Raw genomic sequence first — 26,894 nt, forward strand, 5'->3', positions numbered from 1 at the left:
ACGATTTAAGTAGCGCGAGGAGGCGCCATGATCGACACCATCAGCTCTCAACTCGAGGCCCAGGTCATCGAGGTCCCGTCGTGGGCGTACGGAAACTCCGGCACCCGCTTCCGGGTCTTCGGCTCGCCCGGCACGCCCCGCACCATCCAGGAGAAGCTGGCCGACGCGGCGCAGGTCAACCGGTTCACCGGGTTGTCGCCGAAGGTGGCGCTGCACTACCCCTGGGACAAGGTCGACGACTGGGCGGGGCTCAAGGCCTACGCCGAGGAGCTCGGCCTGGAGCTCGGCACCGTCAACTCCAACACCTTCCAGGACGAGGCCTACAAGTTCGGCAGCCTGGCCCACAATGACCCGAAGGTGCGCCGGAAGGCCATCGACCACCACCTCGAGTGCCTCGAGATCATGAACGAGATCGGCTCCTCGGACCTCAAGATCTGGCTCGCCGACGGCACCAACTATCCCGGACAGGGCGACATCCGCCGCCGCCAGGACTGGCTCGCCCAGTCGCTCGCCACCATCTACGCCGAGCTCGGCCCGGAGCAGCGGCTCGTGCTGGAGTACAAGTTCTTCGAGCCCGCGTTCTACCACACCGACGTCCCGGACTGGGGCACCTCGTTCGCGCACGTCAACGCCCTCGGCGACAAGGCGCTGGTCTGCCTGGACACGGGCCACCACGCCCCCGGCACCAACATCGAGTTCATCGTCGCGCAGCTGCTGCGCCTGGGGAAGCTCGGCTCGTTCGACTTCAACTCGCGGTTCTACGCCGACGACGACCTGGTCGTGGGCGCCGCCGACCCGTTCCAGCTCTTCCGCATCCTGTGGGAGGTGCGGCGCGGTGGCGGCTTCGATCCGGCCACCGGCGTGGCGTTCATGCTCGACCAGTGCCACAACATCGAGGACAAGGTCCCCGGCCAGATCCGTTCCGTGCTCAACGTGCAGGAGATGACGGCCCGCGTGCTGCTCCTCGACGCCGACGAGCTGGCCGCGGCACAGGACGCCAACGACGTCCTCGGCGCGAACGAGATCCTCATGGACGCCTTCTACACCGACGTGCGCCCCATGCTGGCCGAGTGGCGCGAGTCCCGCGGCCTGCCCGGCAACCCGATGAAGGCGTTCGCCGAGTCCGGCTACCTGGCCAAGATCGCCGAGGAGCGCGTCGGCGGGGCGCAGGCGGGCTGGGGAGCCTGATGGCCGCGCAGTCCGTCATCGCCGTCGACCTGGGCGCGACCAGCGGGCGGGTGGTGCTCGCCGCCCTCGCCGGCGGCCGCGTCGACCTGACGGAGGTCCACCGGTTCTCCACCGCCGCCCGGCAGACCGACGACGGGCTCCGGCTCGACGTCGCCGGGCTGTTCGCGGAGATCCAGACCGGGATCGGCCTGGCCATGGCTGCGGCCACGGCGCCGGTGGTGTCGCTCGGCATCGACTGCTGGGCGGTCGACTACGGCCTGCTCGGCGATGACGGACTGCTCGAACAACCTTTCAACTACCGCGACCCCAGGACGGAGCGCGGCCGGGCCCTCGTGCGGGAGCGGATCTCCGAGGCCGAGCTGTACTCGCGGGTGGGGCTGCAGGACGTGCCGTTCAACACGGTCAACCAGCTGGCCGACGACCTCGCCGCCGGTCGGCTCGACCGGGCGCGGCGGTTCCTGCTCCTGCCCGATCTCCTGGCCTCGTGGCTCACCGGGCGGGAGGTGGCGGAACGGACCAACGCGTCGACCACCGCTCTCCTCGATCCACTCACGGGTCAGTGGGACTGGGAGCTCGTCGACCGGCTCGGGCTTCCGCGGCGCATCTTCCCGGAGGTGGTGGAGCCCGGCACGGTGCTCGGCACCATCACGGAGGGCCCGGCCGCGGGCGTCCCACTGGTCGCCGTCGGCACCCACGACACCGCCTCCGCCGTCGTGGGAGCGCCCCTGGCCGACGACGACGTGTTCATCTCGTCGGGGACGTGGTCGCTGGTCGGCATGGAACTCGACGCCCCCATCCTCACGGAGCAGTCCCGGGCGGCTGACCTCACCAACGAGGGCGGCGTCGACGGCACCGTCCGCTACCTCAAGAACGTCATGGGCCTGTGGATCCTCTCGGAGGCGGTCCGGCACTGGGCCGCGGAGGGCAGGGACCTGTCCGTGCCGGAGCTGGTCGCGGCGGCCCGCACCGTGCGGGACGCGCCCCACTTCGACGCCACGCACCCGAGCCTGCTGCCACCCGGCGACATGGTCGGTCGGGTCAAGGCCCTGTCCGGCGGCGACGCGCGGCTGGACGACCCCGCCGTGTTCACCCGCGCCCTGATCGAGTCCCTGGCCGACGCCTACGCCGACGCCATCGCCGAGATCTCCGCGATCACGGGCCGCTCACCCCGCCGCATCGTCGTGGTGGGCGGCGGCTCCCAGAACACTCTGCTGTGCCAGCGCGCCGCCGACCGCACCGGACTGCCCGTCTCCGCAGGCCCGGTCGAGGCGACGGCACTCGGCAACTGCCTCATCCAGGCGCGCGCCGTCGGGCTGCTCGCCGGCTCGCTCACCGACCTCAGAAGGACCGTGATGGCATCGACCACCGTGACCCAGTACCTCCCGCGCCCCGAGAAGGAGCTCGCCGCGATCACCGCGCTGTCCAACGAGTTCGGCGCCAACCCGGCCTTCGCCCGCGCCGGCGGCGGCAACTCGTCGGCGAAGGCCGACGGCGTGCTCTGGATCAAGCCCAGCGGCGTGTCCATGGGCACCCTCACCGCCGAGGACCTCGTCCCCCTCGACCTGGCCGTGCTCCTCGACTCGCTCGATGCGCCGGACCCGGACCCGGCGCTGGGCGACCCGGTCAACCACATCGCGACGCTGGCCCGCCGCGATGACGGGCCCCGCCGCCCGTCGGTGGAGATCCTGTTCCACGCGCTCATCCCCGACACCTACGTGCTGCACAGCCACCCGCTGCTGATCAACGCCATCACCTGTAACGCGGACGGCGAGCGCCTCACCCGCGACCACTTCGGCGACGACGTCCTCTGGGTGCCGTACGTCGATCCCGGTCTGCCCCTGGCCCGTGAGATCAAGGCCCGCCGGGAGGAGTTCACGGCACGGACCGGCCGCCCGGCGCCCAGCGCCACGTTCCTCATGAACCACGGCCTCATCGTCTCCGGCGACGATCCGGCCGCCGTCGCCGAGGAGAGCTACCGGATCCTGCGGCGCATCGAGGACGCGGTCGCCGCGGCCGCGGCGAGGGCGGCGGAGACCCCCGCGGCCGCCCAGGCCGAGCTCGCCGACCTGGCCGCCGTCGCCGAGGAGTTCCGCGCCGCCGTCGGTGCGGCCGCCGTCGCCACCGACGACGGGGACCTGGCCCGCGCCTTCCCCGTCACCGAGGCCGGCACGCGGTTCCTCGTCGAGGGTCCGCTCATCCCCGACCAGATCGTCTACGCCGGTTCGTTCCCGCTCGTCGTCACGGGCGTCGCGGAGGTGCAGCCGAGGCTGGCCGAGTTCCGCGAGGCCCGCGGGGTGGACCCGGTCGTCGCGGTGGTGCCCGGGTCCGGGGTCGTCGCCGTGGGTGACTCGGAGAGGTCGGCGACGACGGCCCTGCAGGTCTACGTCGACGCCCTGACCGTGGGGCGCGCCGCGACCGCGCTGGGCCGGGTCCGGGCGCTCGACGAGCGGGAGCGGCGCTTCATCGAGACCTGGGAGGCCGAGGCGTACCGCAAGCAGGTCGCCAAGGCCTGAGCCCCGCCCCTCCCCGGCCCCGCCGCGACATCAGTCGACGGCCAGCGCCTCGGTCGGGGTCGCCCCCGCGGCACGCCGCCCCGGGAGCACCGACGCCAGCGCGGCGGCCGCCAGGCACACCCCGACGAGTCCGAAGATCCACGCCGGGTCCATGGCGAGCCGGAGGTCGACGGTGCCGCCGGGCACGGCGGCGAAGGCCGCCGACAGCCCCAGCCAGGCGAAGAAGATCCCCGCCGCGAAGCCGACCAGCGCGCCGACCAGCACGAGCGCCAGCGCCTCGATGAGCAGCATCAGCTGCAGCTGTCCGCGCTGCATACCCAGCGCCCGCAGCAGCGCGGACTCGCGCTGCCGTTCGAGCACGGACAGGCCGAGCGTGTTGCCCACCCCGACCACTGCGATGAGCACCGCGACGCCCAGCAGCGCCGTCATGATGAGGATGACCACCCCGACGACCTGCTCCAGGAGACCGGCCATCTGCGCCCCACTGTTGCTGAGGTCCGGCTGTTCCTCGGCGGAGAGGGCCGCGATGGCGCGGTTGATGGCCGTGGCGTCGGTCCGGTCGGTGAGCTTCACCCAGAGCGCGGCGTCGACCATCTGGCCGGGCAGCCGGTCCAGCGTCGCGGCGCTGACGCCGAACGCCCGCCAGCCGTACAGCTCCCCCGTCTCGGACGTCAGCTCCACGTCGCCGATCGCGAAGGTCGCGGGTGTGTCGGGGCCCACCTCGTCGAAGCGGGCGACGGTGTCGGGGATCGGCTCCGCCTCCACTCCCATGTCGCGGCGCGCGGCGTGGTCGTCGACGGCGAAGTACGAGGCGCCGTCCACCTCGACCACCTTCCCGCGCAGCACCGCGACCTCAGCCACTCCGGGGACCGCCCGGACCGCGTCGGCGGTGCCGGCCGGGACCCCCGACTCGTAGGTGGCCGACAGGTCGAGCGGCAGCTCGCGGTCGATGGTGTCCATCGCGGACGTCCGGGCGCTGGTCAGTGCGATCTGCAGGGTGACGATGAGCCCGATGGCCAGCATGAGCGCGCTGGCGGTGGCGGCGGCTCGGCGGGGGTTGCGGGCCGAGTTCTTCAGCGCCAGCCGGGCGGTGGGTCCGGCGGGACCGGCCAGCCTGCCCGCGAGCCGGAGCAGGGCCGGGACAAAGAACGGCGCCGCCCCCAGCACCCCCAGGGTGAGCAGGACGCCGGAGGCGGCCGCGTAGACGAGGTTCATCTCCGAGCGTCCGACCTGCGACAGCACCGCCAACGCCACCCCGCCGGCGATCAGGAGGCCGCAGACGACGGCGCGCACCGCGCCGGCCCGCCGGGCCTGGGCCTCGGTCGGCACGGCCTGCAGGGCCTCGAGCGGCCGGACGCGCGCGGCGGCGACCGACGGCACGACCGCGGAGATCAGCGTCGCGAGCACTCCGACCAGGACGGCCAGCCCGACCTCGGCCCAGTCCACAGTCAGCCCCCAGTACCAGGAGCCGGTGACGGCCGAGCCGGCGGCCGCGACCGCGAAGCCGAGGCCGACGCCGACGAGCGATCCGGCGAGCCCGAGGAGCAGGGATTCGAGGACCATGCGGCCCATGACCTGGCTCCCCGAGGCGCCGACGGCGCGCAGGAGCCCGAGCTGGCGGCGCCGCTGCGCCAGGAGGATGGTGAACGTGTTGGCGATGGTGATCATGCCGACGAGCACCGCGATGACGGCGAAGGCCAGCAGGAGGTTCTTGAAGACGTCGAAGTCACCGGTGGTGGCCACGAGGGCGGCGTCGCGGTACTCCTGGGCGGTCTGGACCGTCAGGCCAGGCGCCACGGCGTCGGCGGAGCGGACGACCGCGTCGGCCACCGCGGACGGGTCCGCGTCCTCGGCGAGGAGGATCGCCACCGCGCCGGCAGCCGGGAACTCCTCGGCGGGCTGCGAGAGGTAGCCCGTGGAGGTGAACAGGCTGCGGGCGTCGCGGGTGATCCCCACGACGGTCAGCGGCTGACCGGGGCCGGCCTGGACCTCGTCGCCCAGCTCGACGCCGAGCTTGTCGGCCATGTCCCCGGCGACGGTGATCTCCCCGGCCGCGCCGGGGTAGGCGCCCTCGGCCAGTTCGGCCCAGCGGAACTCCGGGGCCTGGTTGACCCACAGGGTGGCGAACACGGTGCGGTCCCCCGCCGTGACCTCCGCCGACGCGTTGATCACCCGCTGGACGGCCGCGACGCCGTCGACGGTCCCGATCAGCTCCGCGGCCTCGGCGGAGAGGCCCTCGTCGCCCGCGACGGCGACGAGGTCGGCCGTGGACAGGGCCATGGAGTTGGCCTTGCCGGTGCCGTTCTGCTCGGTGCTGATGAACACCGAGATGGCGACGATGAACCCGACGCTGATGGCGATCGCGACGAGGGTGGCGATGAAGCGGCCCGGGTGGAGCCTCAACTCGCTGACTGCATGGCGGAACATCAGGCGGCCACCGCCCCGAGGAAGCCGGTGACGGCCTCGGCGGTCGGCTGGGCGAGGTCGCCGACGATGCGGCCGTCGAGCAGCATGAGGGCGCGGTCGGCGTAGGCGGCCGCGCGCGCGTCGTGGGTCACCATGATGATGGTCTGCCCGTCGTCGCGGGCACAGGCCCGCAGGTAGTCGAGCAGGCGGGTGCCGGTCTTCTGGTCCAACGCCCCCGTCGGCTCGTCGGCGAAGATCACCTCCGGGCGGGTGACCAGGGCCCGGGCGACGGCCACGCGCTGCTGCTGCCCGCCGGACAGCTGGCTCGGTCGGTGCCCCAGCCTGTCGCCCAGTCCGAGGGAGTCGACGACGGCGTCGAGGACGGACCGCTCGACGCGCCGCCCGGCGAGCTCGAGCGGAAGGACGATGTTCTGCTCGGCCGTGAGGGTGGGCAGCAGGTTGAAGGCCTGGAAGATGAAGCCGACCTTGTCACGGCGCACCCGCGTCACGGCCCGCTCGGGGAGGGCCGCCAGGTCATCGTCGCCGATGAGGACCTGGCCGCTCGTCGGGCGGTCCAGCCCTGCCATGCAGTGCATCAACGTCGACTTCCCCGAGCCGGAGGGCCCCATGATGGCGGTGAACGACCCCCGGGCGATGTCGACCGACACGTCGTCCACGGCCACCACCTGCTCAGCGGTACTGCCGTAGATCTTCGTCAGGTGCCGGGTGGCGCAGGCGGTGTGGGTGATGACGGTCACTGCCGTGGTCCTCTCCATGGGTGGGTCTCGCATCGAACCTAGGACCGGGCGTGCCGCCGGCGGATCGGCTGAGCGTCCCGGAGGGGGTGCACCTGGGTATGGCCGCTCCCTGAGCCAGACCCTGCCAGGGCCTCAGGGTGCCTAGACTCACGCCATGACCCGCCGCACCGTCGCCCTCCTGGGACCGGCGTTCGTCGCGGCCATGGCCTACGTGGACCCGGGCAACGTGGCGGCGAACCTGACGGCGGGCGCCACGTTCGGCTACCTGCTGGTCTGGTCGCTGGTGCTCGCGTGCCTCATGGCGATGCTGGTGCAGTACCTGTCGGCCAAGCTGGGCGTGGTCACCGGCCAGAGCCTCAGCGGCCTGGTGCGCGCCTCTCTGTTGAGGCGTCGGGGTGGAAAGGTGTGGCGCGCGTTGTACGCGGCCCAGGCGCTCGCCGTCGCCATTGCCACGGACGTGGCCGAGGTGGTGGGCGGCGCCATCGCGCTCAACCTGCTCTTCGGCCTCCCGCTGCCGGTAGGGGCCGTCATCGTGGGGCTGGTCGCCATCGTGATGCTGCAGTGGCTGCGCTCCCACGGCGAGGTGTTCTTCGAGGTGCTGCTCATAGGCGTGCTGGCCATCATCGCGATCGGTTTCATGACCAGCCTGATCTGGCTGCCGCCAGACCCCGCGCAGGTCATCGGCGGCCTCGTGCCCCGATTCGCCGGCGCCGAGTCACTCCAGCTGGCCGCGGCAATGCTCGGGGCCACCGTGATGCCCCACGCCGTCTACCTTCATTCGGAACTGGCCCGCTCACGCCATGAGGGCTCCTCCGAGACGGTGCCGCGGCTGCTGCGTGTGCAACGCGTTGACGTGATGATCGCGCTGACGGTGGCCGGGGTGGTGAACGTCTCGATGCTCCTGTTCGCCGCGGCGGCCCTGCGCGGCGCGACGGTGGACTCCATCGAGGCGGCACACGGCGAGGTCACCGCACTGGTGGGCCCCCTGGCCGCGACCGTGTTCGCCTTCGGTCTGCTGTTCTCCGGCGTCGGGTCCGCCATCGTCGGGACCGACGCCGGCGCGGGCATGGTGCGCGACTTAGTCTCACCGAAGATCACGCCGACCGTGCGCCGGTTGATCACGCTGGTGCCCGCCGTCGCCATCCTGATGATCGGGCTCGCTCCCACGCAGGCGCTCGTGCAGTCGCAGCTGGTCCTGAGCTTCGGCATCGGCTTCGCCGTGGTGCCGCTGGTGGCGATGACCGCGAGCCGGGCGACGATGGGCGAGTACCGCAACCCGGCGTGGCTGACCGCCGTGGCATGGGCGGTGGTGGCCGCCGTGTTGGCCCTCAACGTGGCGGTGATCGTCACCAGTTTCTAGGCGACGCCCCCGAAGAGCGACGTGACGGAGCCGTCGAGGAACACCGCGTTGATCGCCTTGGCGATCAGGGGCGCGATCGACAGCGTGGTGAGGTTGTTGATCGGCACGTCGGTGCGGGTCGGCAGGGTGTTGGTGACGATGATCTCGGAGAAGTTGGCCCCGTTGAGCCGCTCGGCCGCCGGGCCGGAGAAGATGGGGTGCGTGGCCGCGGCGATGACCTTGGACGCCCCGCGGTCGTGCAGCGCCTGGGCCGCCTGGGCGATGGTGCCCGCGGTGTCGATCATGTCGTCGACGAGCAGGCACACCTTGCCCTCGACGTCGCCCACGACCTCGTGCACGGCCACCGTGTTGGCCTTCTCGTGGTCGCGTCGCTTGTGGACGATCGCCAGCGGGGTGCCGAGCACGTCGGTCCACATGTCGGCGAGGCGGACGCGGCCGGCGTCCGGGGACACGACGCACATCTCGTTGGCGTCGTACTTCTCCTTGACGTAGTCCGAGAGGACCGGCAGGCCCCACAGGTGGTCGACGGGGCCGTCGAAGAAGCCCTGGATCTGCGCGGCGTGGAGGTCGACCGACATGATCCGGTTCGCGCCCGCCGCCTTGTACATGTCGGCGACGAGGCGGGCCGAGATGGGCTCGCGGCCGAGGTGCTTCTTGTCCTGGCGGGCGTAGGGGTAGAACGGCGCCACGACCGTGATCCGCTTGGCGGACGCGCGCTTGAGCGCGTCGACCATGATGAGCTGTTCCATCAGCCACTCGTTGACCGGCGCGGTGTGCGACTGGATGACGAAGGCGTCGCAGCCGCGCACCGACTCCTCGAAGCGCACGTAGATCTCGGAGTTGGCGTAGGTGAGGGCGCGCGTTGGCACGAGCTCCTCGTCCATGAGGGCGGCGACTTCCTGCGCGAGCTCCGGGAAGGCACGCCCGCTGAACAGCATGAGGTGCTTGGTGTTCTTGGCGGTATGGGACACAGCGATCAGGCCTTCTTCTTGGCTCGGGACTCCTCGACGGCGGGGTGGATCCCACCGTCGTGCTCGGCTGCCGCGGCGGCCGCCTTGGACTCGGGGCGGCGCTCGGCCATCCACCCGTCGATGTTGCGCTGCCGTCCGCGCGCGAGCGCGAGGCTGCCGGCCGGCACGTCGTCGGTGATGGTCGACCCGGCGCCCACCAGCGCTCCCGGGCCGATGTCGACGGGGGCGACGAGCACCGAGTTCGACCCCACGAACGCCCGCGCGCCGACGTGCGTCGTCGACTTGTAGACGCCGTCGTAGTTGGCGAAGATCGTGCCCGCGCCGATGTTGACGCCCTCGTCGATGACGGCGTCGCCGACGTAGGTGAGGTGCGGCACCTTCGAGCCGTCGGCGATGACCGCGTTCTTGGTCTCGACGAAGGTGCCGATCTTGCCGCCCTTGCCGAGCTCGGTGCCCGGGCGCAGGTAGGCGAACGGGCCGACGGTGGCCCCCTCCCCGATGACCGCGAAGGAGCCGTGGGTGCGCACGACCTCGGCGCCGGCGCCGACCTCGACGTCCATGAGGGTGGTGTCGGGGCCGATGATGGCGCCCTCTCCGATCGTCGTGGCGCCCTGGAGGATGACGCCGGGCAGCAGGACGACGTCGCGGGCCAGGTCCACGTCGACGTCGATCCACGTCGTGGCGGGGTCCACCATCGTGACGCCCGCGAGCATCCATGCGTCGCGGATGCGGCGGTTCATCTCGAGGTTCATGCGGGCCAGCTGCACCCGGTCGTTGACGCCTTCGGTCTGCCACACGTCGTCGATGAGGTGGGCCCCGCAGCGTCGGCTGCTCTCGTGCGCGAACCGCAGGACGTCGGTGAGGTACTGTTCGCCCTGCGCGTTGTCGGTGGTGAGCGAGGCGAGGCCCTCGCGGAGCGTGGCCGCGTCGAAGACGTAGATGCCGGAGTTGATCTCGTCGATCGCCCGCTGGGCCTCGTCGGCGTCCTTGTGCTCGACGATCCCGGTCACGACGTCGCCGTCGCGCAGGATGCGGCCGTAACCGGTGGGGTCCTCGACCCTCGCGGTGAGGACGGTGACGGCGTTGCGGTGCGCGCGGTGCACGGCGACGAGCTGACGCAGCGTGTCCCCCGTGAGCATCGGCACGTCGGCGTAGGTGACGACGACGTCGCCCTCCAGGTCGCCGAGCCCGTCGAGCCCGCACGCCACGGCGTGGCCGGTGCCGAGCTGCTCGTCCTGGACGGCGGTGCTCACCGTCTCGGAGAGTTGCTCGAGATGTTCGACGACCTGCTCCCGCAGGTGACCCACGACCACGACCAGGTGCTCGGGGTTCAGCGCCGCCGCCGCCGAGACGGAGAAGCTGAGCATCGATTTGCCCGCCACCTCGTGGAGCAGCTTGGACTTGTTGGACTTCATCCGGGTGCCGCCTCCCGCGGCGAGCACCACGACGGCCGCTACGGGCGCCAGATCGCTGTCAGAGTTGGACACGGGATATCTCTCCTTCGGTGCCGACCGAAACGCTCCGCTGCCGTGGAGCCGGACGAGCTACGGGCCTGGGGCCGCTCTCTCGCCGTCAAAATACCAGCCCGCGCCCCGTGGCCCGGACCTCGCGCGATGAAAGCGTGTTCAGAACCCTTGAAAGCGCTATCACGACTGTACTTGACTGGGGCGCCGCATCGAGAGAAGGACGACATCCGTGGGAACGCTGACCTGGGGCCACGACGCACTCGAGCTGACGTTCTCGACCGACGACGACGCGCCGGTCTCCCTCGTGTCGGCCGCCGCCCGCGACGCGCACGTAGCCGGCGGGGCGCCCGTCGGCCTGGCACAGGTGCTCACGGCGGACTCGGGGCACGCGCCCGCCAGCGCGGGCCTCGGGCTGACCCGGCTGGGGTCGCTGCTGCGCTACGTGGACCACGAGTCGACCAGGGACACCGGCTGGCACCGGCTCCTCGTGACGATGGAGGCTGACGGCCTGCGGGTCGACGCACGGATGGAGGTGCGCGAGCTGGCCGGGGACTTCGCCGTGGCCCTGACATGAACACGCTGGGCGGCGACCCGACCACCGAGAAGCTGCTGCCGTTGATCGACGCCGCGGCCGGCGTCGGCGCCGAGGTGTTCGTCGTGGACGCCGGCTGGTACGACGACTAGGGTCACTGGTGGGACGGGGTCGGCGAGTGGCGGCCGTCACACACCCGCTTCCCCGGCGGGCTGGGCGAGGTCCTCGACCGCATCCGCGCGCACGGCATGACGCCGGGGCTCTGGCTGGAGCCCGAGGTCGTCGGGGTGCGCAGTCCGGTGGCGGACCGGCTCCCGGATTCGGCATTCCTCCAGCGAGGCGGGCAGCGGATCGTCGAACACGACCGCTACCACCTGGACCTGCGGCATCCGGCGGCGCGCGGACACCTCGACGAGGTCGTCGACCGGCTCGTCGGCGAGTTCGGGGTCGGCTACTTCAAGCTCGATTACAACATCAACCCGGGCCCGGGCACTGACGTCGACGCGCCCAGCGTTGGCCACGGGCTGCTGGAGCACAACCGGGCCCACCTCGCGTGGCTCGACGGGGTCGCCGACCGGCATCCCTGCCTGATCCTGGAGAACTGCGGATCGGGCGCGATGCGGGCGGACTTCGCTCTGCTGTCGCGGCTGCAGCTGCAGTCCACCTCGGACCAGCAGGAGCCCCGGCTCTATCCGCCGATCGCGGCCGCGGCGCCGATGCAGATGCTGCCGGAACAGGCCGCGAACTGGGCCTACCCCCAGCCGGGCATGTCCGCGGAGGAGGCCGCCTTCTGCCTCGTGACCGGGCTGGTCGGGCGCTTCTACCTCTCCGGTCACCTCAACCGCATGACGCGGGCCGAGCTGGGGCTGGTCCGGGAGGCCGTGGGCGTCGCGCGGCTGCTCCGCGACGTGCTCCCGGAGGCGGTCCCCTCGTGGCCCCTGGGCCTGCCGGGGTGGACGGACCCGGTGGTCGCCGTCGCGCTGGCGACGGAACGGGAGACGATCCTGGCCGTGTGGCGCCGCGACGGGGCCGGGGACACGGCGCTCCCCCTCGCCGGGCTCCGCGGGCGCGGGTGCGCGGTCGAGCAGCTCTTCCCCGGAACGCTGGCGGCCTGGCGGACCCGGTGGGACCGGGAGGCCGGCGTCCTGACGGTCGGCGCCGGCGAGCCGGGGACCGCCCGCCTCTTCCGGCTCACCCCGGAGGCCTGATGCGCCCGTCGGGTCCGGCGACCATGAAGGACGTCGCCGAGCGGGCTGGGGTGTCCGTCCCCACCGTGTCGCGGTTCCTGAGCGGCGCCGCGCGGGTGAGCGAGGACAAGCGGCTGCGGATCGCCGAGGCCGTCGCGGACCTGGGCTTCACGCCGAATGCCGCGGCCCGGGCGCTCGTCGGCCGCCCGCCGCAGGTGGTGTCGGTGCTGACCGGGGACACGTCGCGCTATGGCTACGCGGAGACCATCCGGGGAGTGGAGGAGGCGGCGCGCTCGGCCGGATTCGTCGTCACGATCACCGCGCTGGACAGCGCGGCCGACGAGGCCGTCGCCGGGGCGGTCGCCCTCGCGATGTCGCAGCCCATCGCGGGCGTCGTCGTGTTGAAGTTCGACGCCCCCGGGGCCGCGGCACTCGAACGCCTGCCCGCGTGGCTGCCGACGGTCGCCCTGGCCGGGGCGCGGGAGCGGGGACGCGCGCAGGCGGTCATCCGCGAGGAGCACGGCGCTCGTCTCGTCGTCGAGCATCTCCTCGGGCTGGGGCATCACACGGTGCACCACCTCCGCGTCCCCGCCCAGGGCGGCGAGCTCGGCCGCACGGCCGGCTGGCGGGCCGCCCTCCGCGCTGCGGGCCGCCCGGTGCCGGAGCTCCTGGAGACGACGTGGGAACCTGCCGCGGCACGGCGGATCGGTCACCTGCTCGCAGAGCGCCGCGACGTGACCGCGCTGTTCTGCGGCAACGACGAGGTGGCGATGGGCGTGGCGGCCGGGCTGCGCGACCGGGGCGTCGCCGTCCCCCGCGACATCAGCCTGGTGGGCTTCGACGACCATCCGATCGCCGAGCTGTGGGATCCGTCCCTCACCACCGTGCGCCAGGACTTCGCCGGGCTGGGGCGGCGCGGCTGGCGCATGCTGGCCGGCCGCATCCAGGGATCCACCAGCACCCGTCTCGTCAGCCTGACCCCCGAGCTCATCCTGCGCGCCAGCACGGCGCCACCGTCTGCGGGAAGGACCGCCCCATGACCGAGCAGCGCCTCGTCGTCGACTTCACCGCCCCCGTCGGCCCCTTCCGCGGCGGGGCCGCCGGGACGCTGTACGGGCTGGGCGACAACGGCGTGCCCACCCGAGCCGTCCTCAACGGCGCCCACGTGACGACGTCATCGCAGAAGGCGCCCGGGGGCGCGCAGCACCCGAGCGGGGACTCGCGGTCGCCGAGCGGGTCGCGGAGTCGGTGGCCGCCGGCTCCGCCCGGCCGGGCGACTACGTGCTCATCCCCTTCAACGAGCCGGACGGGGGCAACTGGTACCCGGACGGGCCCGCGCAGCGGTGGCCCACGACTGCCTCCCCGACGTCGTCATCTGGCACGAGCTCGGGATCGAGAATCTCGGCACCTTCCGCGGCCACCTGGCCGAGTACCGCACGCTGGAGGCCCGCCTCGGACTCGGGCCCTTAGAGGTGAACATCACCGAGTACGGCATGCTGCGCGACATGGCCGTCCCCGGCCAGCTCATCCAATGGTTCGCCCTGTTCGAGGACACCAAGGTCGACGCGCAGGTGGCGTACTGGAACTACGCCGGCAACCTCTCGGACAACTCCGCCCGCGCCCATGGAGCCAACGGCGGCTGGTGGCTGTGGAAGTGGTACGGCGATCTCGACGGTGCCACCACGGTGCGCGTCGCGCCTCCGGCCTCTGACGTCCCGGATACGCTCCAGGCCATCGGCGCGGCCGACGCCGTCAACGGCCGCGCGACGGTCCTGCTCGGCGGCGGGTCCGGCGAGGTCGTCGTCGAGCTGCGGGGCCTGGCCGAGGCGGGGCTGGCGGGCGGGGTCGATGTCGCGGTGCGCGAGGCGCGCCTCACGGGCGTCGACGGGCTGCATCCCGCGCCGCCGGTGGTCAGGGCGTGGCGTGGGCTCGCGGTCCATGACGGCGTGCCCCTCGAGCTGCGGCTCGCGTTGTCGGACCCCACCAGCGCCTGTCAGGTCCTCATCACCCCCGCCGTCGCTGAGGCGCAGCCGCCCGCCCACTGGCGCGCCGACGTCGAGGCGGAGACGACGCGGCTCGACGACGCCACCGTGGCCGTCCAGGATCCGCGGGCACGGGAGGGATGGCAGTTCCTGGCCTCCGGGTCCGCCCACGTCGTCGACTTCAGCGCTCCCACGTCGGCCGCGACCTGGCGGACGACCCTGCCCCACGACGGCCGGTACCGGCTCCAGTCCATCGGCGCCGCGGCCGGCGATCCGGGGCAGCTGGCGGTGTTCGTCGACGGTGCGCCCGCCTGCATCCTGCGTCATCCCGCGGGTCTCGCGCTGAACGACACGTCGCGCGGCCACTATCGGGGCAGCGCAGAGGTGGTCTTCACGCTCACCCGAGGCGAGCACGAGTTCTCGGTCCGCCCGAGCCTCGACGGCCTGACGCTCCTGCCCGGCGCGGAGATCACGCTGGACCGGTTCACGCTCATGGACGCCTCCGACGAAGACCGCGAGGTGTACCCCGCCGCGACGTTCCGGCTCGCGGACGGCGCGCGTCTGGAGTGGGCGCCGTCCAGCGGGGCCGTAGTCCTGGCCGACCGCGCCCGGGCCGACGCGTACGTCACCGCCTGGGAGACCGGCTATCACGAACTGATCCTCCGCACGACCCGCCCCGGCGGGGTCGTGGTGGCGCTGGACGGCTGCCCCGTCGGCATCGTCGACTGCGACGGCGATGCGCCCGGTCGTGCGGTCGTGCACCTGGTGGAGGGCGTGACGGAGGTGGAGCTGTCCGCGGCCGCCGGCGTCGCCGAGGTGATCTCGCTCGAGCTGCGCCGGGCCGCGTCGTACGACGCTGACCGCGTGGTCGTCGCGGCCGACGGGGACGCGCTGGAGGTGCCGCGGACGGGGGCCATCGCCTCCCCCGGCCCCCACCACGTGGTCATCACGTACGCCAACGCCGACCTCGACGGCGAGCACGACTACAACCCGCAGGTCGTCGATCGGCACCTGGAGCTCAGTGAGGGCGAGCGGCCGGTGGGCCGGGCGGGGTGTCGGTACACCTACTCCTGGGCCAACGAGTGGGATCGGGCGCTGCCCGTCGTCCTCGAGACGGCGGACGATCCGCTGCGGCTGGTCCCGGTGGGCGGCCCATCGCCTGTGGTGAGTCGGATCGTCGTGGCCCCGCTGCGCTTGTCGGTCGATCCCCCGTCCGCGACACTGTGCCGATGAGTTCACGTAGCGATGCCGTCCCCGCTCCCGCGCCGACGCCGGCCTGGTACTCAGTGCTCTGGGGCGCCGTCGGCGTCACCTTCATCGTCGCGGTCGCGGGTTTCTGGGCCGCCGGGGAGGTCCTCGAGTCGGTGACGGATCGCGACGGCATCGCGATGTGGGACCGCCCGCTCCTCGACTGGATGATCGCCGCGCGGACGCCGGCCGCTGACGCGGCGATCGCGTGGTACTCGAACGCGGGCGGCCCGCTGTGGCAGCCCATCGTCACCGCCGCCGTCGTCGCGTTCCTCTGCTGGCGCTACCGCTCGGTGCGCCCGTTGGTGCTGACGCTCATCGCGGCGGGCGGCGCCCTGGCCATGACGGTGCTGGGCAAGCGGGCGGTCGGGCGCATCCGGCCGCCGTTCGAGCAGGCCATCCCGCCGCACGAGGTGTCCGCGAGCTTCCCGAGCGGGCACAGTCTCAACGCCCTCGTCATCGCCGGGATCCTGTGCTACCTGGTGCTGATCCACCTGGACGGGCGTCGCCCGCTCGCGCGGGTCGGGTGGGTGGCCTTCTTCACCGTGTACGCCCTCACCATGGGGCTCAGCAGGGTCTATCTGGGGCATCACTGGCTCACCGACGTGCTCGCGGCCTGGGTCCTCGGCCTGGCCTGGCTCGCGATGGTCATCGGCGTGCATCGCCTCTGGCACGCCATGCGGCCGCAACCGGACAGGGCCCCGGTCGAGTAGCGGACCGTCGACACGCCGTCCCAACCTCGAGCAGGTCGCTGCAGCCGCCGGCGTCTCCAGGGCGACCGTCTCGCGCGTCGTCAACGGGGTCGCCACGGTCGACGCCGACCTGCGCACGCGCGTGGAGAAGGCGATCGCGGACCTGCGCTACGTCCCCAACCAGGCGGCCCGCACCCTGGTGACCCGGACCTCGACCACATCGAGCGATACCTGCGCAGCGCGCCGCTCGACGGTGTGCTCCTCATCTCCGAGCACGCCGCCTACGACCCCATCCCCCTCGCGATGCGCGACGCCGGGCTCCCCCTCGTGATCGGCGGGCGCCCGATCGACGACGGCCTGGGCGTGCCCTACGTCGACAACGACAATGTCGGCGGTGGGCGGATCGCCGCCGAGCATCTCCTGTCGAGGGGATGCCGGAGGATCGCTACGGTCGCGGGCCCCGGCGACATGACCGCGGGCACGGACCGCCTCCGCGGATTCTCCGGGAGAGATCGCGCGAACGCCTGCTGAGCCGCGCCCCGACATCGACGGGATCTTCGCCGCGTCCGACCTCATGGCGCTGGGCGTTCTCCGGGCGCTGCGACGTGCCGGCCGCCGGGTCCCCGACGACGTGGCGGTGGTCGGTTTCGACGACATCCCGCTGGCCGCCGCTGCCGAGCCGCCGCTCACCACGGTGCGCCAGGACACCGTGCTGCAGGGGCGCGCGATGGCCCGCATGCTGCTCAGCGCCATTCGCCCCGCCCGTCCGGCGCCGTCCGACGGCGGCCTCCCCGACCTCCGCGGCTTGGATCGCCTCGTCCTGCCCGTCGCTCTCGTCGAGCGCGAATCCGCCTGACCCTCTTGCCTCAGCGGTCTACCAGCCGGCGACCCGTCCGGTGACGTTCACCTCCACCTTCCGCGATGACGTCGCCGGATGGCGCACGGTGAACCTTCCGTTCAGCTCCTTCCTCAATGAGGACGGCGCCACGCTCGACCTCACCGACGTCCGGGCCATCTCGCTGAGCGCCCAGACGAAGCGGGGCGAGTCCATCCTCGTCGACGACCTGCGCCTGGCCTGCTCCTCCACCATGGAGGTCACCACCGACGCGGACAGCGGTCTGGGATCCCTGCGCTCCGCGCTGGGCGCGGTGTGCGCCGGCGGGACGGTCACCTTCGCCGAGGACCTGGCGGGCGCGACGATCCTGAGCGGCTCCGAGCTCACGCTGGGCAAGGACGTCACGATCGACGCGTCGGCGGCGCCCCGGCGTGGCCGTCAGCGGCCAGGACGCCAGGCGCGCGCTCGTCGTCAACACGGGCGTGACCGCCACCGTCGCCGGGCTCACGCTGCGCGACGGCTACGGGTTTGACCTGGCCGGCGGCGTGCTCAACAACGGACACCTGACGCTGGACCACGTCGTGGTCGCCGACAACACGGTCACCACCGGCGCCATCGAGTTCTGGAAGGGCGGCGGCGTGTTCCACACCGACGGCGCGATGACCATCTCGTCGTCCACCGTCACCGGCAACACTGCACCCGGCGGCACCGCGGGCGGGCTGTTCCTCGGCTCGTTCGGTGCGCCGAACGGAAGCGCCTCGCTGCAGGGATCGATCGTCTCAGGGAACTCCGGCGACGAGTGCATCGTCTTCTACGGGGGCCCGTTCGCGATGGAGTCGCTCGGCTCCAACGTCCTGGGCGACGCCACCTGTGGCGCGGCGGCATCCACGGATGTGGGCGTCGACGACGCCCTGCTCGGCCCGCTGGCCGACAACGGAGGGCCGACGCTGACCCACGCTCTGTTGCCCGGCAGCCCCGCCCTCGACGCGGGCGATGCGTCCGGCCCTGACACGGACCAGCGCGGCGTCGCCCGTCCGCAGGGTGCGGGCCCCGACGCCGGGTCGTTCGAGCTGGAGGTGGCGTGAGCTGATCCTCAGGTGAGATGACCTTGGCCGGCCCGCGTGGAGTTCTGTCTCCCCGCGGGCCGGTCAGGGAGTCACCTTGTCTCCGCCGACGAGGCAAGGCAGAGCGGGGCAGGTAGTACGTGGGTGGATGGCTCGTCTCCAGGACCTCGCGGACCGCCCCGGGGGACGGTCAGTCCCAGCCGGGATCGGCCGGGCCGTCGCCGTGGTCGGGGATGGAAAGCCGTGCACCGCCCTGCCGTGCGGACTCGAAGGCGATCACGCCGGGCAGCGTGAACCGGGCCGCCCGCCACGCGTTGACGGGCGGCTGGGTGCGGGTCGTGACGGCGCGCACGAAGTCGTCCGCCAGGTAGTGGTGGCTGCCCTCGTGGCCGTTGTGGGCGCCGTCGAACTCGCGCGGGAGGCGGGAGCGGTCCTGGACCTTGGCGCTGCCGGACGCGAAGCTCTGCATCAGGGCGGGGTCGACGTCGCCGAAGCCCTCCGGAAGCTCGCCGGGCCCGGTGGCGAGGAGGTCGCTCACGTCGAGGGTGTCGCCTTTGGCGTAGTCCTCCCCCTCAGTCTTGACGCTCAGCGTCGCACCGGTTCCGGACTGCTCGAAGACCTCCTCGGTGCCGTAGAAGCGGAACCGCGACTCGTGCCCCTTCCAGTAACCCACGCGGCGGAACTCGTTGGTGCGCATCGCGCCGCCGTCGGCGAGCTCGAACAGTGCGGTCATGTTCGAGAAGTCGTTGCCCCACCGCGACAGCGTCGCGTCGAAGATGCCGTCGGTCCCGGTGTCGACGATGCCCAGGCACGACACGGACGTCGCGTAGGTCGGCAGCGCCCCGAGTACCCCGCCGATGGCGTGGGTGGGGTAGAGCATGGGCGGGTAGCTGGCGGTCGACTTCCAGTCCTCCCCGCCGCTGAACCGGTAGGCGGCGGAGAAGCCGTTGTCCATGTCGTGGACGTAGTCGCCCTCGGAGTAGAAGACGCGGCCGAAGCGGCCCTCGGCGATCCTCGTGCGCGCGTAGATCACCGCAGGGTTGTAGTAGCTGGTCTCCCCCATCATGTAGATGAGGCCCGTCTCTTCGACTTTGGCCACGATGGCCGAGATCTCCTCCGCGGTGATGGCCATGGGGACGGCGGAGTACACGTGTTTGCCGGCCTCAAGTGCCCTCAGGGCCAGCTCGCCGTGGGTCCAGCGCTGGGTCATGATGGCGACCGAGTCGACGTCCGAGGCCAGCAGTGCGTCAACGTCGGGGAAGCTGCCCGCCAGGTCGTACTGCTCGACGTGCTGCGCGGCCCGCTCCGCGACGAGGTCGGTCACATACACGGCCTCGACCGCAGGATGGAGCTGCCACAGGGCGATGAAGCTGCGCGCGAACTGGCCGGTTCCGATGACCCCGATCTTCACGTCTCTCACACCCCCGTCGCGACGGCCACATCGACCATCACCAGGGTCATCCGGCACGCGGTGTCGGCGACCAGGGCGTGGGCCGCGCCTGGCGCGAGGTAGATGATGTCGCCGTCGCCCATCAGGTGCTCGTCTCCGTCGACGGTGAACCGCATCCGGCCGCTGACGAGTTGAACGACCACCGCCCGCGGCGAGGTGTGCTCGGTCAGCATCTCGCCCGCATCGAAGGTGAACTGGACCACGCGCAGGAGGTCGTTGTTGACCAGCACGCGCGAGGTCGTCGACTCGCGAACCACAGGCAGCGCGGTGGCCAGGTCCAGGTGGGCGGTGGATTCAGTGATGGGAGTAAGTGTCGCCATGCACCGAGCCTAGAGGGCCTCGCCCCGGCATTTCTGCCCACGCAGAGGTCCGGCCAAAGAAGCGCTGACGTAACAGACATCGAGCGTGCCGGCGCTGAGCCTCTCCCCCGGCATCTCGGGGGAACGTTCACAGTGTTCTCACGCGAAGGGACGCTGCTGCACGACGCGGAGAAGAGGTGCCAGGCCGCCCCGCAACACCGCGCGGGTCCCAGGATCACCGAGAGGCTGCCGCGGAATTCGATGGCCGAGCCGAGTGATTCGACCCATGAGGGCGCCGGTCCCGGACTCACCCCCGAGGGGCGGAGCCGACATGCGGCGACGGCGCCACCCTCGCAAGGGTGACGCGTCGCTCGGCCGGGCTCGGCGATGCAGGCCCGCCACAGGTGGGCGTGGTGGTGATGGCCACGCCCACCTGTGGTCGCTCAGGAGCGGGCGAAGAACATCTGGTTGACGGACTTGTTCGCACCCCAGGCGGAGGTGGGGCGGGCGCCCTTGCCGAGCTCCCACGCGATCGTCACCGAGCGACCACGCGTGATGGAACGCAGGCGCGAACCGGTGTGCACGTCACCCACACGCGAGGACGTCTTGGCGTTGATCACGGCCATGACCTGCGCCTTGCTCGCGTCGGCGGGCACCCGCACCGTCACGAACTGCCAGTTGTTCGCGCCCCAGAGGGCGCGGTCCTCGCGGTAACGCAGCACGCCGTCGTCGTCGAGGCGCGCCACGACCCGGGCCTGAGCCGCGGTCTTGGGCATGTACCGGTCCACCTGGAAGGTGCGCTGCACCGCCTTCACTGCGGGGACGCTCGGACGGGTCGTCGGCGCCGGGCTCGTCGGCCGGGGGGCCGTCGTCGGGTACACGCAGCACCGGAGCGGGGACGCCGTTTCTCCATGTGATGTCCCGTGTCGCCTGTCTGATCGACCCCGGCCTCACCTTCCTTAGCCGCGATGCCGAGGGCTGGTCCACGTTCTGCGGGCCGTCCGGGCGTGGACGGGCACGCCCGGCGCCGGCACAGAGCGTCCGAAGTGCCACGGGGTGGGCCGGCAGGCATGCTCCGGGCGGGACGCGGCCCCCCACCGGGGGTGACCCTGCCGGGCCGCCGGGTCCGGACCCGGTCACGCGGCTCTCGGGACGGGCTGGGGGCGTACCTGCCGCTCTCAGCGCCCGCGACAGGGAGTTCCGCGAGTGGGCGACGGAGGTCGGGGGCCGGACATCCCGTTGTCGTCAGGTCCGGTAGGGTCATACCGTCGAGCTCCCGCCCGAGGGGCATGACGAGGAGGTCAGCATGGCTCTGCGCGAACTCGAGTTCACGTCGCACAACGGCACCGACACCATCCAGGCCTGGGTGTACGAACCGGCGGTCACGCCGGTGGCGGTGGTCCAGCTCATCCACGGTCTCGGCGAGCACTCCCGCCGGTACCTGCACATGACGGCCGCGCTGGTGGATGCGGGGTTCGTCGTGGTCGCGGACGATCACGCGGGTCACGGTCGGACGGCGATGCAGTCGGGGACGTGGGGTGACGCCGGTGACGAGTCGGCGACGGTCATCGTGCAGGACGAGGTGACGCTGTACCGGAAGGCCAAGGAGCTGTTCCCCGACCTGCCGTACGTGGTGTTCGGCCACAGCCTGGGGTCGATGATCGCGCGGGCGCTGGTGCTGCAGCCGGGTGTCGAGGTCGACGGGCTCGCGCTGGGCGGTATCGCCGTGGGCATGCGCGGTGTCGAGTCGACGCTGGATCGCGAGGCCCTGAAGGCTGCCGTGGCGGCCGACGGTTCCGCCCCCGCTGCGGATGCGTTGGTGGGCCAGCTGTTCGACGGCTTCTACGACCGCCTCGGCCCGGACTTCGGCCCGACGGACTGGGTGGCGCGCAACGCGGACGTCGTCCGTGATCACGGCCGCGACCCCTTCAACAACTTCGGCGCCCCCTTGAGCAACCGGTTCCTGCAGGGCTTCGTCGACGTGTACGACCTGGCCAACGGCGACGACTTCTTCGACCGCCTTCCGCAGGTTCCCGTCGCGATCTTCGCGGGCGCGGAGGACCCGGTGACCAACTACGGCGAGGGTGCGCGCGAGGTCGCCCGGCGCCTGGAGGAGAAGGGCCACGACGTCGAACTCCACATCTACCCCGACGTCCGCCACGAGGTTCACAACGAGCCCGAGACCCGCGCCGAGATGGAGAACTCCCTCATCGAGTTCGTCCACCGCGCCGCCGGGCGGGACGACGCCTGACCCCCGAGGCGCACCCGGCCGCTCGCGCCCAAGCACCGTGACGGGGCCATGCCGTGAGGATCGTCTCTCGGCAGGGCCCCGTCGGCAATGCACCCATCAATCGGAAACCGACGACTCGCACAGCGACCGGACCGAATGAAGGGGGCGGCCCAGGCAGCGCTCATCACAAAGACTGCTGGGGCCGGGCGTACCGAGAGTTAGGGTCGGGTCATGACCGAATCACACGACGACCACCAGACCGAGGGCCGCGAAGCGCTCCTCCCCGAGGAGTTGGCTGCGGGCAGCGACGACCCCGAGGCTCAGGCGCGCGCCATTCTGGAGGACTCCGAGGATCGCACCCTCCACCCCGAGGAGACCCGTCGCGAGTCCACGCAGACGCCGGACTGACTTCGGCTCCCCGGGCAGGAGTCGAACCTGCTGCGCTAATCCTGATTCAAAGAGGGTCGCGGGTGTGCCTTGTCGTAGGTTCTCGTCCCGTCTCCCCGCTCAGCTCGCCCATCGTGTCGGCTCTCATCCGTTCTGGTCTGGCTTGGCAGGCCGCCGTTTGTGACCAGGTTGTGACCAGGTCGTGACCAGCTGCTCCGGTGGAACTACCGGAGCGCAACGAACAGCACCCAGATGTAGCCGAGGGGCCTGGGGCAGGGCCGGTCGTATCCGACCATCCTCTGCGAGTCACCCCGGGCTCGGGCATGCTGGGACCCCTCGGGCTTGTGCCCGGTTGGGACGCTACCCCTCCACCGGAGTCCCAAGCCCCCTGGGCGGTATGAGCGTGATTCCATCCTCCGCATACACCGGCTCCTCGTCGGAGGTCTCCACGTCGGCTGGGTCTCCCCAGTCGACGGAGTTGAAGCGGGCCAGACGGGCGACGACCTGAGCGGCCTCGGTGGCCATCTCGGTGTTCCCGGCCTCAGAGAAGCCGACGGCCGCCCGCTCGAACAGATCCTGCGCGATGCGGGACTCGGCCATGTACTCCTCGGAGAGGAACTCGGCGGCGTCGCAGCGCATCAGGGCCTGCACGGCCTCGTTCCACAACTCTTCCGGCGAAGCGCCCGTGGGGTTCTCTGTGACCCCCGCTGGTGCCCCTGGTGCTGCCTGAATCTCCGGGCCACCGACGTCTCGAGCGACCCGCAGTGCGGCCTCCGCGACCGGTGGTGCATCGCACGGCGGAACGCCCTCTGGCGGGTTGTCTAGGGGACCGGAGATCCAGCCGTCTCTCCACCTGCGGTGGAAGCCGTCTCTCGAAAACTCGTTGCCAGCGATCCATCCCTCGGTGGCCGGGCCGTAGATGAACATCTCGTCCCCCACGAAGTAGTAGACCGCTCCGGGGGAGTCATCGTTCTCGAAGTACACACCCATCTCCCTCTCCTCCCTCACGTCAGGCTCAGCGCTCCCTCGTGCCACGTCTTTGACGAGCTCAGCGAGAAAGGCAGTCTGACGCTCCTCCGGCCAGTCGTAGTACCCCTCGGGGATCATGATGAAGACCCTCTTGCCGCTGGACGGCGTGCTCTTCTCGGGCTGCCCGGTCACCTGCATCCTCCCATCGGTGACGGCGGGGCCAGCTGCTCGGCCTTCGGTGTTCGCCGCCGCCAGCCTCCTCCACGAGTCTAGGCGGGCGATACCTGGACATCGCCCAGCGTTGCCGCCTGGCGGAACCATCCATGAGGTGTCGCTCATCCATGAGGTCCAGGTCCTCCATGGGATCCCCGTAACGGGCTTCTCGGGCGATCCTAGGCGTGCCGCCCGGCACCCTCCTCCATCCCGAGCCGGCAACCGACTAGGGTTCCCACGTGATCACCGGAGAGCTCAAGAGCAAGATCGACCGCGTCTGGGACGCCTTCTGGTCAGGGGGCATCAGTAACCCTCTGGAGGTCATCGAGCAGATCACCTACCTCCTCTTCGTCCGACGACTCGACGATCTCCATACCCTTGCCGAGAAGCGAGCTCGCGTCACCGGCACCCTCGACGGGGCAGTATTCACCCCCTCCCAGGAGCACCTGCGCTGGAAGAACCTGAAGAACCTAGAGCCCGCCCAGATGCACGCAACCGTCGCAAACCAGGTCTTCCCCTTCCTGCGAGACCTCGGCGGTGACGGGTCCACCTACTCCGAGCACATGCGCGACGCCAGGTACACCATCCCCACCCCAGCGCTCCTCAGCCGCGTCGTCGACATGCTCGACGGCATCCGCATGGACGACCGGGACACTAACGGCGACCTCTACGAGTACCTGCTGTCCAAGATCGCCAGCGCCGGCGTCAACGGCCAGTTCCGCACCCCTCGCCACATCATCCAGCTCATGGTCGACATGACCGCCCCCCGCCCGGACGACGAGATCTGCGACCCCGCCTGCGGCACCGCTGGCTTCCTGGTGGCCGCGAGCGAATACATCCGCCACCAGCACCCCGAGGCGCTCCTCGACGCCACCCAGCGACAGCACTTCCACCATTCGATGTTCCACGGCTACGACTTCGACGCCACCATGCTGCGCATCGGCAGCATGAACATGCTCCTGCACGGCATCGAGGCGCCAGACATCCGCTACCGAGACTCCCTCTCCGAGGGCGCCAGCGGCGACGCGGAGAAGTACTCGCTGATCCTCGCAAACCCGCCCTTCGCCGGCTCGCTGGACTACGAGTCCACCGCCAAGGATCTGCAGCGGATCGTCAAGACGAAGAAGACCGAGCTCCTGTTCATGGCGCTGTTCCTCAAGCTGCTCAAGCCCGGCGGACGGGCGGCGGTCATCGTGCCCGACGGCGTCCTCTTCGGCTCCTCCAAGGCGCACAAGGACCTGCGACGGGCGCTGGTGGAGGACCAGAAGCTCGACGCCGTGGTCAAGCTCCCCTCGGGCGTCTTCCGGCCCTACGCGGGCGTGTCGACGGCCATCCTGTTCTTCACCAAGACCGACAGCGGCGGCACCGACGACGTGTGGTTCTACGACGTCCAGGCCGACGGGTTCTCCCTCGACGACAAGCGCAACCCTGTGGAGGCCAACGACCTACCAGAGGTGCTGGAACGCTGGCGCACCTTGTCCCGCCCGGACAGCCCCGAGCGTGCGAGAGCCCGCACCGAGCAGTCGTTCCTCGTGCCCAAGGCCGACATCGTCGCCCAGGGGTACGACCTCAGTATCAACCGATACAAGGAGATCGTCCACGACGAGGAGGAGCACCGCCCGCCGCTGGAGATCATCGCCGACATTGAGCAGTTGGAGGTCGAAATCGCGGCGGGGATCGCGGAGCTGAAGGCGATGCTCTCGTGAAGATGGTGCAGCTGGGGGACGCGATCACCCCTGCCAAGGTCGAGCGAGCGGGTGATATGGACTACCCCTTGCTTTCAATGACGATGCATGCGGGGCTGGTGGATCGCACGTCAAGTTCAAGAAGCGCGTCGCGAGCGACGATGTATCGGAATACAAGGTGGTCCGCCGAGGTCAACTCGTCGTAGGATTCCCAATCGACGAAGGAGTGCTCGACTTCCAGCTCATGTATCCGGCCGGAATAGTCAGTCCTGCCTACGGCGTCTGGAACCTGCTGAGGGCTCAAGATTGCGATCCTGTGTACCTGAAGCTCTTTCTGCGGTCTCCGCAAGCCCTCGCTTACTACAAGGGCAAACTTCGCGGTAGTACTGCCCGGCGTCGCTCGCTGCCCCAAGAGCTATTCCTTGCACTGCCGGTTCCTCTGCCTAGTCTCGAAGAACAGAAGCGGATTGCGGCGATTCTCGACAAGGCCGACGCCATCCGCGCCAAGCGTCGCCAGGTCCTCACCCACCTCGACGCCCTCACCCAGTCGATCTATTGCGATTTCTTTCGGTCTCTGTCGACGAGACAGACCAAGCCCTTGGGCTCCTTGGCGCTCAAGGTGGTGGTGGGCCACGTTGGCCCGACCAGTCAGCACTTCTGCGCGGCGGGAGTGCCGTTCTTAAGAACAGGGAATGTGGGACACGGCCGAGTATTAACGAACAATCTCGCTCACGTGACCAACGAGTTCCACAAGCGCCTGAAGAAGAGCCAATTGCGGGCCGGGGATGTCCTGATATCCCGAGTGATCACCGACGAAGTGCGCGCCGCCATGTTGCCTGACGATCTCGAGGGAGCCAACTGCGCCAACATCATCGTCGTACGCCCAAGCGAGCTACTCCTCGGACCGACAGTAGTAGGCTACCTTGCCCTGCCCTCAACGCAGCGGAGGTTGATAGGACGACGGGTCGGCTCAGCACAAGGTGTGGTGAACACGACTGTCCTGAAGCAGCTGGCGGTGCCCGTGTATTCACTCGGGGAGCAGCGTTCGCTCGCGGCAACGGTCCAGCAGATCGCTAACCAGCGCCAAACATTGGAGAGATCCCTTACAATTGACGATTGCTTGTTCAACTCCCTCCAGGCTCGCGCATTTCGAGGCGAGCTCTGCTGACTGACGTCCCGATGGTCAAACTCATGGAGGAGAGACTGATAGCGGCTCAAGGACGTATACGCCTGTCACACCTGAGTTCCACAACCGCTCCCGATCGCCGGGATTGAGTTGCTTGTCAGGGTGGGTTTGGGGGTCCGTTTTGGGGCACTAATCGGGGGTGCTGGGTAGAGTGCTGGGGTGAGTCCGTTCGTGCGGAGGGTCAAGACCGCCTCGGGGGCGACGGCGGTCCAGATCGTCGAGAAACGCAACGGCCGCCGCCGGATCTTGGAGCATGTCGGTTCGGCTCATGAC

General features: G+C 70.7%; 24 protein-coding genes and 1 pseudogene. 17 read left to right on the forward strand and 8 right to left on the reverse strand.

The genetic code is table 11. From position 1 onward, the window contains the following. Positions 1-27: 27 nt before the first annotated feature. Positions 28-1,188, forward strand: a complete 1,161-nt coding sequence (gene rhaI, locus ACFQPD_RS12475) for an L-rhamnose isomerase (protein ID WP_385901047.1) — start codon at positions 28-30, stop codon at positions 1,186-1,188. Further along, positions 1,188-3,701: an FGGY-family carbohydrate kinase gene (locus tag ACFQPD_RS12480; protein ID WP_385901049.1), complete on the forward strand. Its 2,514-nt coding sequence runs from the start codon at positions 1,188-1,190 to the stop codon at positions 3,699-3,701. Before rhaI ends, ACFQPD_RS12480 begins: the two co-directional genes overlap by 1 nt. A gap of 30 nt (positions 3,702-3,731) precedes the next feature. On the opposite strand, the gene ACFQPD_RS12485 is transcribed toward ACFQPD_RS12480, so the two are convergent. Continuing rightward, on the reverse strand, positions 3,732-6,128 hold the full coding sequence (locus ACFQPD_RS12485; protein WP_385901051.1) for an ABC transporter permease: 2,397 nt from the start codon (positions 6,126-6,128) through the stop codon (positions 3,732-3,734). Continuing rightward, complete coding sequence (locus ACFQPD_RS12490) at positions 6,128-6,883, reverse strand: ABC transporter ATP-binding protein (protein ID WP_068750522.1); 756 nt, start codon at positions 6,881-6,883, stop codon at positions 6,128-6,130. Before ACFQPD_RS12490 ends, ACFQPD_RS12485 begins: the two co-directional genes overlap by 1 nt. 160 nt (positions 6,884-7,043) lie before the next feature. On the opposite strand from ACFQPD_RS12490, the gene ACFQPD_RS12495 reads away from it, so the two are divergent. Further along, the gene (locus ACFQPD_RS12495) at positions 7,044-8,225 is read left to right on the forward strand and encodes an Nramp family divalent metal transporter (protein ID WP_385901083.1); all 1,182 of its coding nucleotides are present in this window, start codon (positions 7,044-7,046) and stop codon (positions 8,223-8,225) included. Here ACFQPD_RS12495 and ACFQPD_RS12500 read toward each other — a convergent pair. Continuing rightward, positions 8,222-9,196, reverse strand: a complete 975-nt coding sequence (locus ACFQPD_RS12500; protein WP_068750518.1) for a ribose-phosphate diphosphokinase — start codon at positions 9,194-9,196, stop codon at positions 8,222-8,224. The two genes, ACFQPD_RS12495 and ACFQPD_RS12500, sit on opposite strands and share 4 nt — an antisense overlap. Before the next feature lie 5 nt (positions 9,197-9,201). Next, positions 9,202-10,683 carry a bifunctional UDP-N-acetylglucosamine diphosphorylase/glucosamine-1-phosphate N-acetyltransferase GlmU gene (gene glmU, locus ACFQPD_RS12505; RefSeq protein WP_385901052.1) on the reverse strand — a complete coding sequence of 494 codons (1,482 nt, stop codon included), beginning with the start codon at positions 10,681-10,683 and terminating at the stop codon, positions 9,202-9,204. 208 nt (positions 10,684-10,891) lie between these two features. Here glmU and ACFQPD_RS12510 point away from each other — a divergent pair, with 208 nt between their 5' ends. The 10 genes and pseudogenes from ACFQPD_RS12510 to ACFQPD_RS12555 all read left to right on the forward strand — a co-directional run bounded on the left by ACFQPD_RS12510 (position 10,892) and on the right by ACFQPD_RS12555 (position 18,223). Further along, positions 10,892-11,236, forward strand: coding sequence for a hypothetical protein (locus ACFQPD_RS12510; protein WP_385901054.1), 345 nt, complete (start codon positions 10,892-10,894; stop codon positions 11,234-11,236). A gap of 137 nt (positions 11,237-11,373) precedes the next feature. Continuing rightward, positions 11,374-12,402 (forward strand): annotated as a pseudogene (locus ACFQPD_RS12515) (glycoside hydrolase family 36 protein); the annotation flags it as partial. 23 nt (positions 12,403-12,425) lie between these two features. Continuing rightward, positions 12,426-13,421, forward strand: coding sequence for a LacI family DNA-binding transcriptional regulator (locus ACFQPD_RS12520; RefSeq protein ID WP_385901056.1), 996 nt, complete (start codon positions 12,426-12,428; stop codon positions 13,419-13,421). Positions 13,422-13,724: 303 nt separating this feature from the next. Continuing rightward, on the forward strand, positions 13,725-15,596 hold the full coding sequence (locus ACFQPD_RS12525; RefSeq protein WP_385901058.1) for a hypothetical protein: 1,872 nt from the start codon (positions 13,725-13,727) through the stop codon (positions 15,594-15,596). Further along, a complete protein-coding gene (locus tag ACFQPD_RS12530; protein ID WP_385901060.1) occupies positions 15,593-16,324 on the forward strand; it encodes a phosphatase PAP2 family protein in 732 nt (243 codons plus the stop codon). The genes ACFQPD_RS12525 and ACFQPD_RS12530 overlap by 4 nt, the downstream gene beginning before the upstream one ends. After that, positions 16,272-16,634, forward strand: coding sequence for a LacI family DNA-binding transcriptional regulator (locus ACFQPD_RS12535; protein WP_385901085.1), 363 nt, complete (start codon positions 16,272-16,274; stop codon positions 16,632-16,634). Before ACFQPD_RS12530 ends, ACFQPD_RS12535 begins: the two co-directional genes overlap by 53 nt. After that, positions 16,559-16,834, forward strand: coding sequence for a hypothetical protein (locus ACFQPD_RS12540; protein WP_385901062.1), 276 nt, complete (start codon positions 16,559-16,561; stop codon positions 16,832-16,834). The genes ACFQPD_RS12535 and ACFQPD_RS12540 overlap by 76 nt, the downstream gene beginning before the upstream one ends. After that, positions 16,815-17,159, forward strand: a complete 345-nt coding sequence (locus ACFQPD_RS12545) for a substrate-binding domain-containing protein (protein WP_385901086.1) — start codon at positions 16,815-16,817, stop codon at positions 17,157-17,159. The genes ACFQPD_RS12540 and ACFQPD_RS12545 overlap by 20 nt, the downstream gene beginning before the upstream one ends. Positions 17,160-17,199: 40 nt before the next feature. Continuing rightward, positions 17,200-17,670, forward strand: coding sequence for a hypothetical protein (locus ACFQPD_RS12550; protein WP_385901063.1), 471 nt, complete (start codon positions 17,200-17,202; stop codon positions 17,668-17,670). Continuing rightward, positions 17,570-18,223 (forward strand): choice-of-anchor Q domain-containing protein, encoded by a 654-nt coding sequence (locus ACFQPD_RS12555; protein ID WP_385901065.1) that lies wholly within the window; start codon positions 17,570-17,572, stop codon positions 18,221-18,223. The genes ACFQPD_RS12550 and ACFQPD_RS12555 overlap by 101 nt, the downstream gene beginning before the upstream one ends. A gap of 169 nt (positions 18,224-18,392) precedes the next feature. Here ACFQPD_RS12555 and ACFQPD_RS12560 read toward each other — a convergent pair whose 3' ends face one another. The 3 genes from ACFQPD_RS12560 to ACFQPD_RS12570 all read right to left on the reverse strand — a co-directional run bounded on the left by ACFQPD_RS12560 (position 18,393) and on the right by ACFQPD_RS12570 (position 20,766). Further along, positions 18,393-19,622, reverse strand: coding sequence for a Gfo/Idh/MocA family protein (locus tag ACFQPD_RS12560; protein WP_385901066.1), 1,230 nt, complete (start codon positions 19,620-19,622; stop codon positions 18,393-18,395). Further along, the gene (locus tag ACFQPD_RS12565) at positions 19,619-19,972 is read right to left on the reverse strand and encodes a cupin domain-containing protein (protein WP_385901068.1); all 354 of its coding nucleotides are present in this window, start codon (positions 19,970-19,972) and stop codon (positions 19,619-19,621) included. The genes ACFQPD_RS12560 and ACFQPD_RS12565 overlap by 4 nt, the downstream gene beginning before the upstream one ends. A 422-nt stretch (positions 19,973-20,394) precedes the next feature. Next, positions 20,395-20,766: a hypothetical protein gene (locus ACFQPD_RS12570; protein WP_013350234.1), complete on the reverse strand. Its 372-nt coding sequence runs from the start codon at positions 20,764-20,766 to the stop codon at positions 20,395-20,397. Positions 20,767-21,257: 491 nt separating this feature from the next. Here ACFQPD_RS12570 and ACFQPD_RS12575 point away from each other — a divergent pair, with 491 nt between their 5' ends. Both ACFQPD_RS12575 and ACFQPD_RS12580 read left to right on the forward strand, forming a co-directional pair. After that, the gene (locus ACFQPD_RS12575) at positions 21,258-22,202 is read left to right on the forward strand and encodes an alpha/beta fold hydrolase (RefSeq protein WP_385901069.1); all 945 of its coding nucleotides are present in this window, start codon (positions 21,258-21,260) and stop codon (positions 22,200-22,202) included. A 210-nt stretch (positions 22,203-22,412) separates the two neighbouring features. After that, the gene (locus ACFQPD_RS12580; protein ID WP_385901070.1) at positions 22,413-22,589 is read left to right on the forward strand and encodes a hypothetical protein; all 177 of its coding nucleotides are present in this window, start codon (positions 22,413-22,415) and stop codon (positions 22,587-22,589) included. Between the two features lie 339 nt (positions 22,590-22,928). On the opposite strand, the gene ACFQPD_RS12585 is transcribed toward ACFQPD_RS12580, so the two are convergent. Beyond that, on the reverse strand, positions 22,929-23,876 hold the full coding sequence (locus ACFQPD_RS12585; protein ID WP_385901071.1) for a hypothetical protein: 948 nt from the start codon (positions 23,874-23,876) through the stop codon (positions 22,929-22,931). Between the two features lie 113 nt (positions 23,877-23,989). On the opposite strand from ACFQPD_RS12585, the gene ACFQPD_RS12590 reads away from it, so the two are divergent. Together ACFQPD_RS12590 and ACFQPD_RS12595 are read left to right on the forward strand one after the other, a co-directional pair. After that, on the forward strand, positions 23,990-25,456 hold the full coding sequence (locus ACFQPD_RS12590; protein WP_385901072.1) for an N-6 DNA methylase: 1,467 nt from the start codon (positions 23,990-23,992) through the stop codon (positions 25,454-25,456). Positions 25,457-25,661: 205 nt separating this feature from the next. Then, positions 25,662-26,603 carry a restriction endonuclease subunit S gene (locus tag ACFQPD_RS12595; protein WP_385901073.1) on the forward strand — a complete coding sequence of 314 codons (942 nt, stop codon included), beginning with the start codon at positions 25,662-25,664 and terminating at the stop codon, positions 26,601-26,603. Positions 26,604-26,894: the final 291 nt, after the last annotated feature.

The sequence above is a fragment of the Tessaracoccus sp. O5.2 genome, from assembly GCF_964266725.1.
GTDB lineage: Bacteria > Actinomycetota > Actinomycetes > Propionibacteriales > Propionibacteriaceae > Arachnia > Arachnia lapidicapta.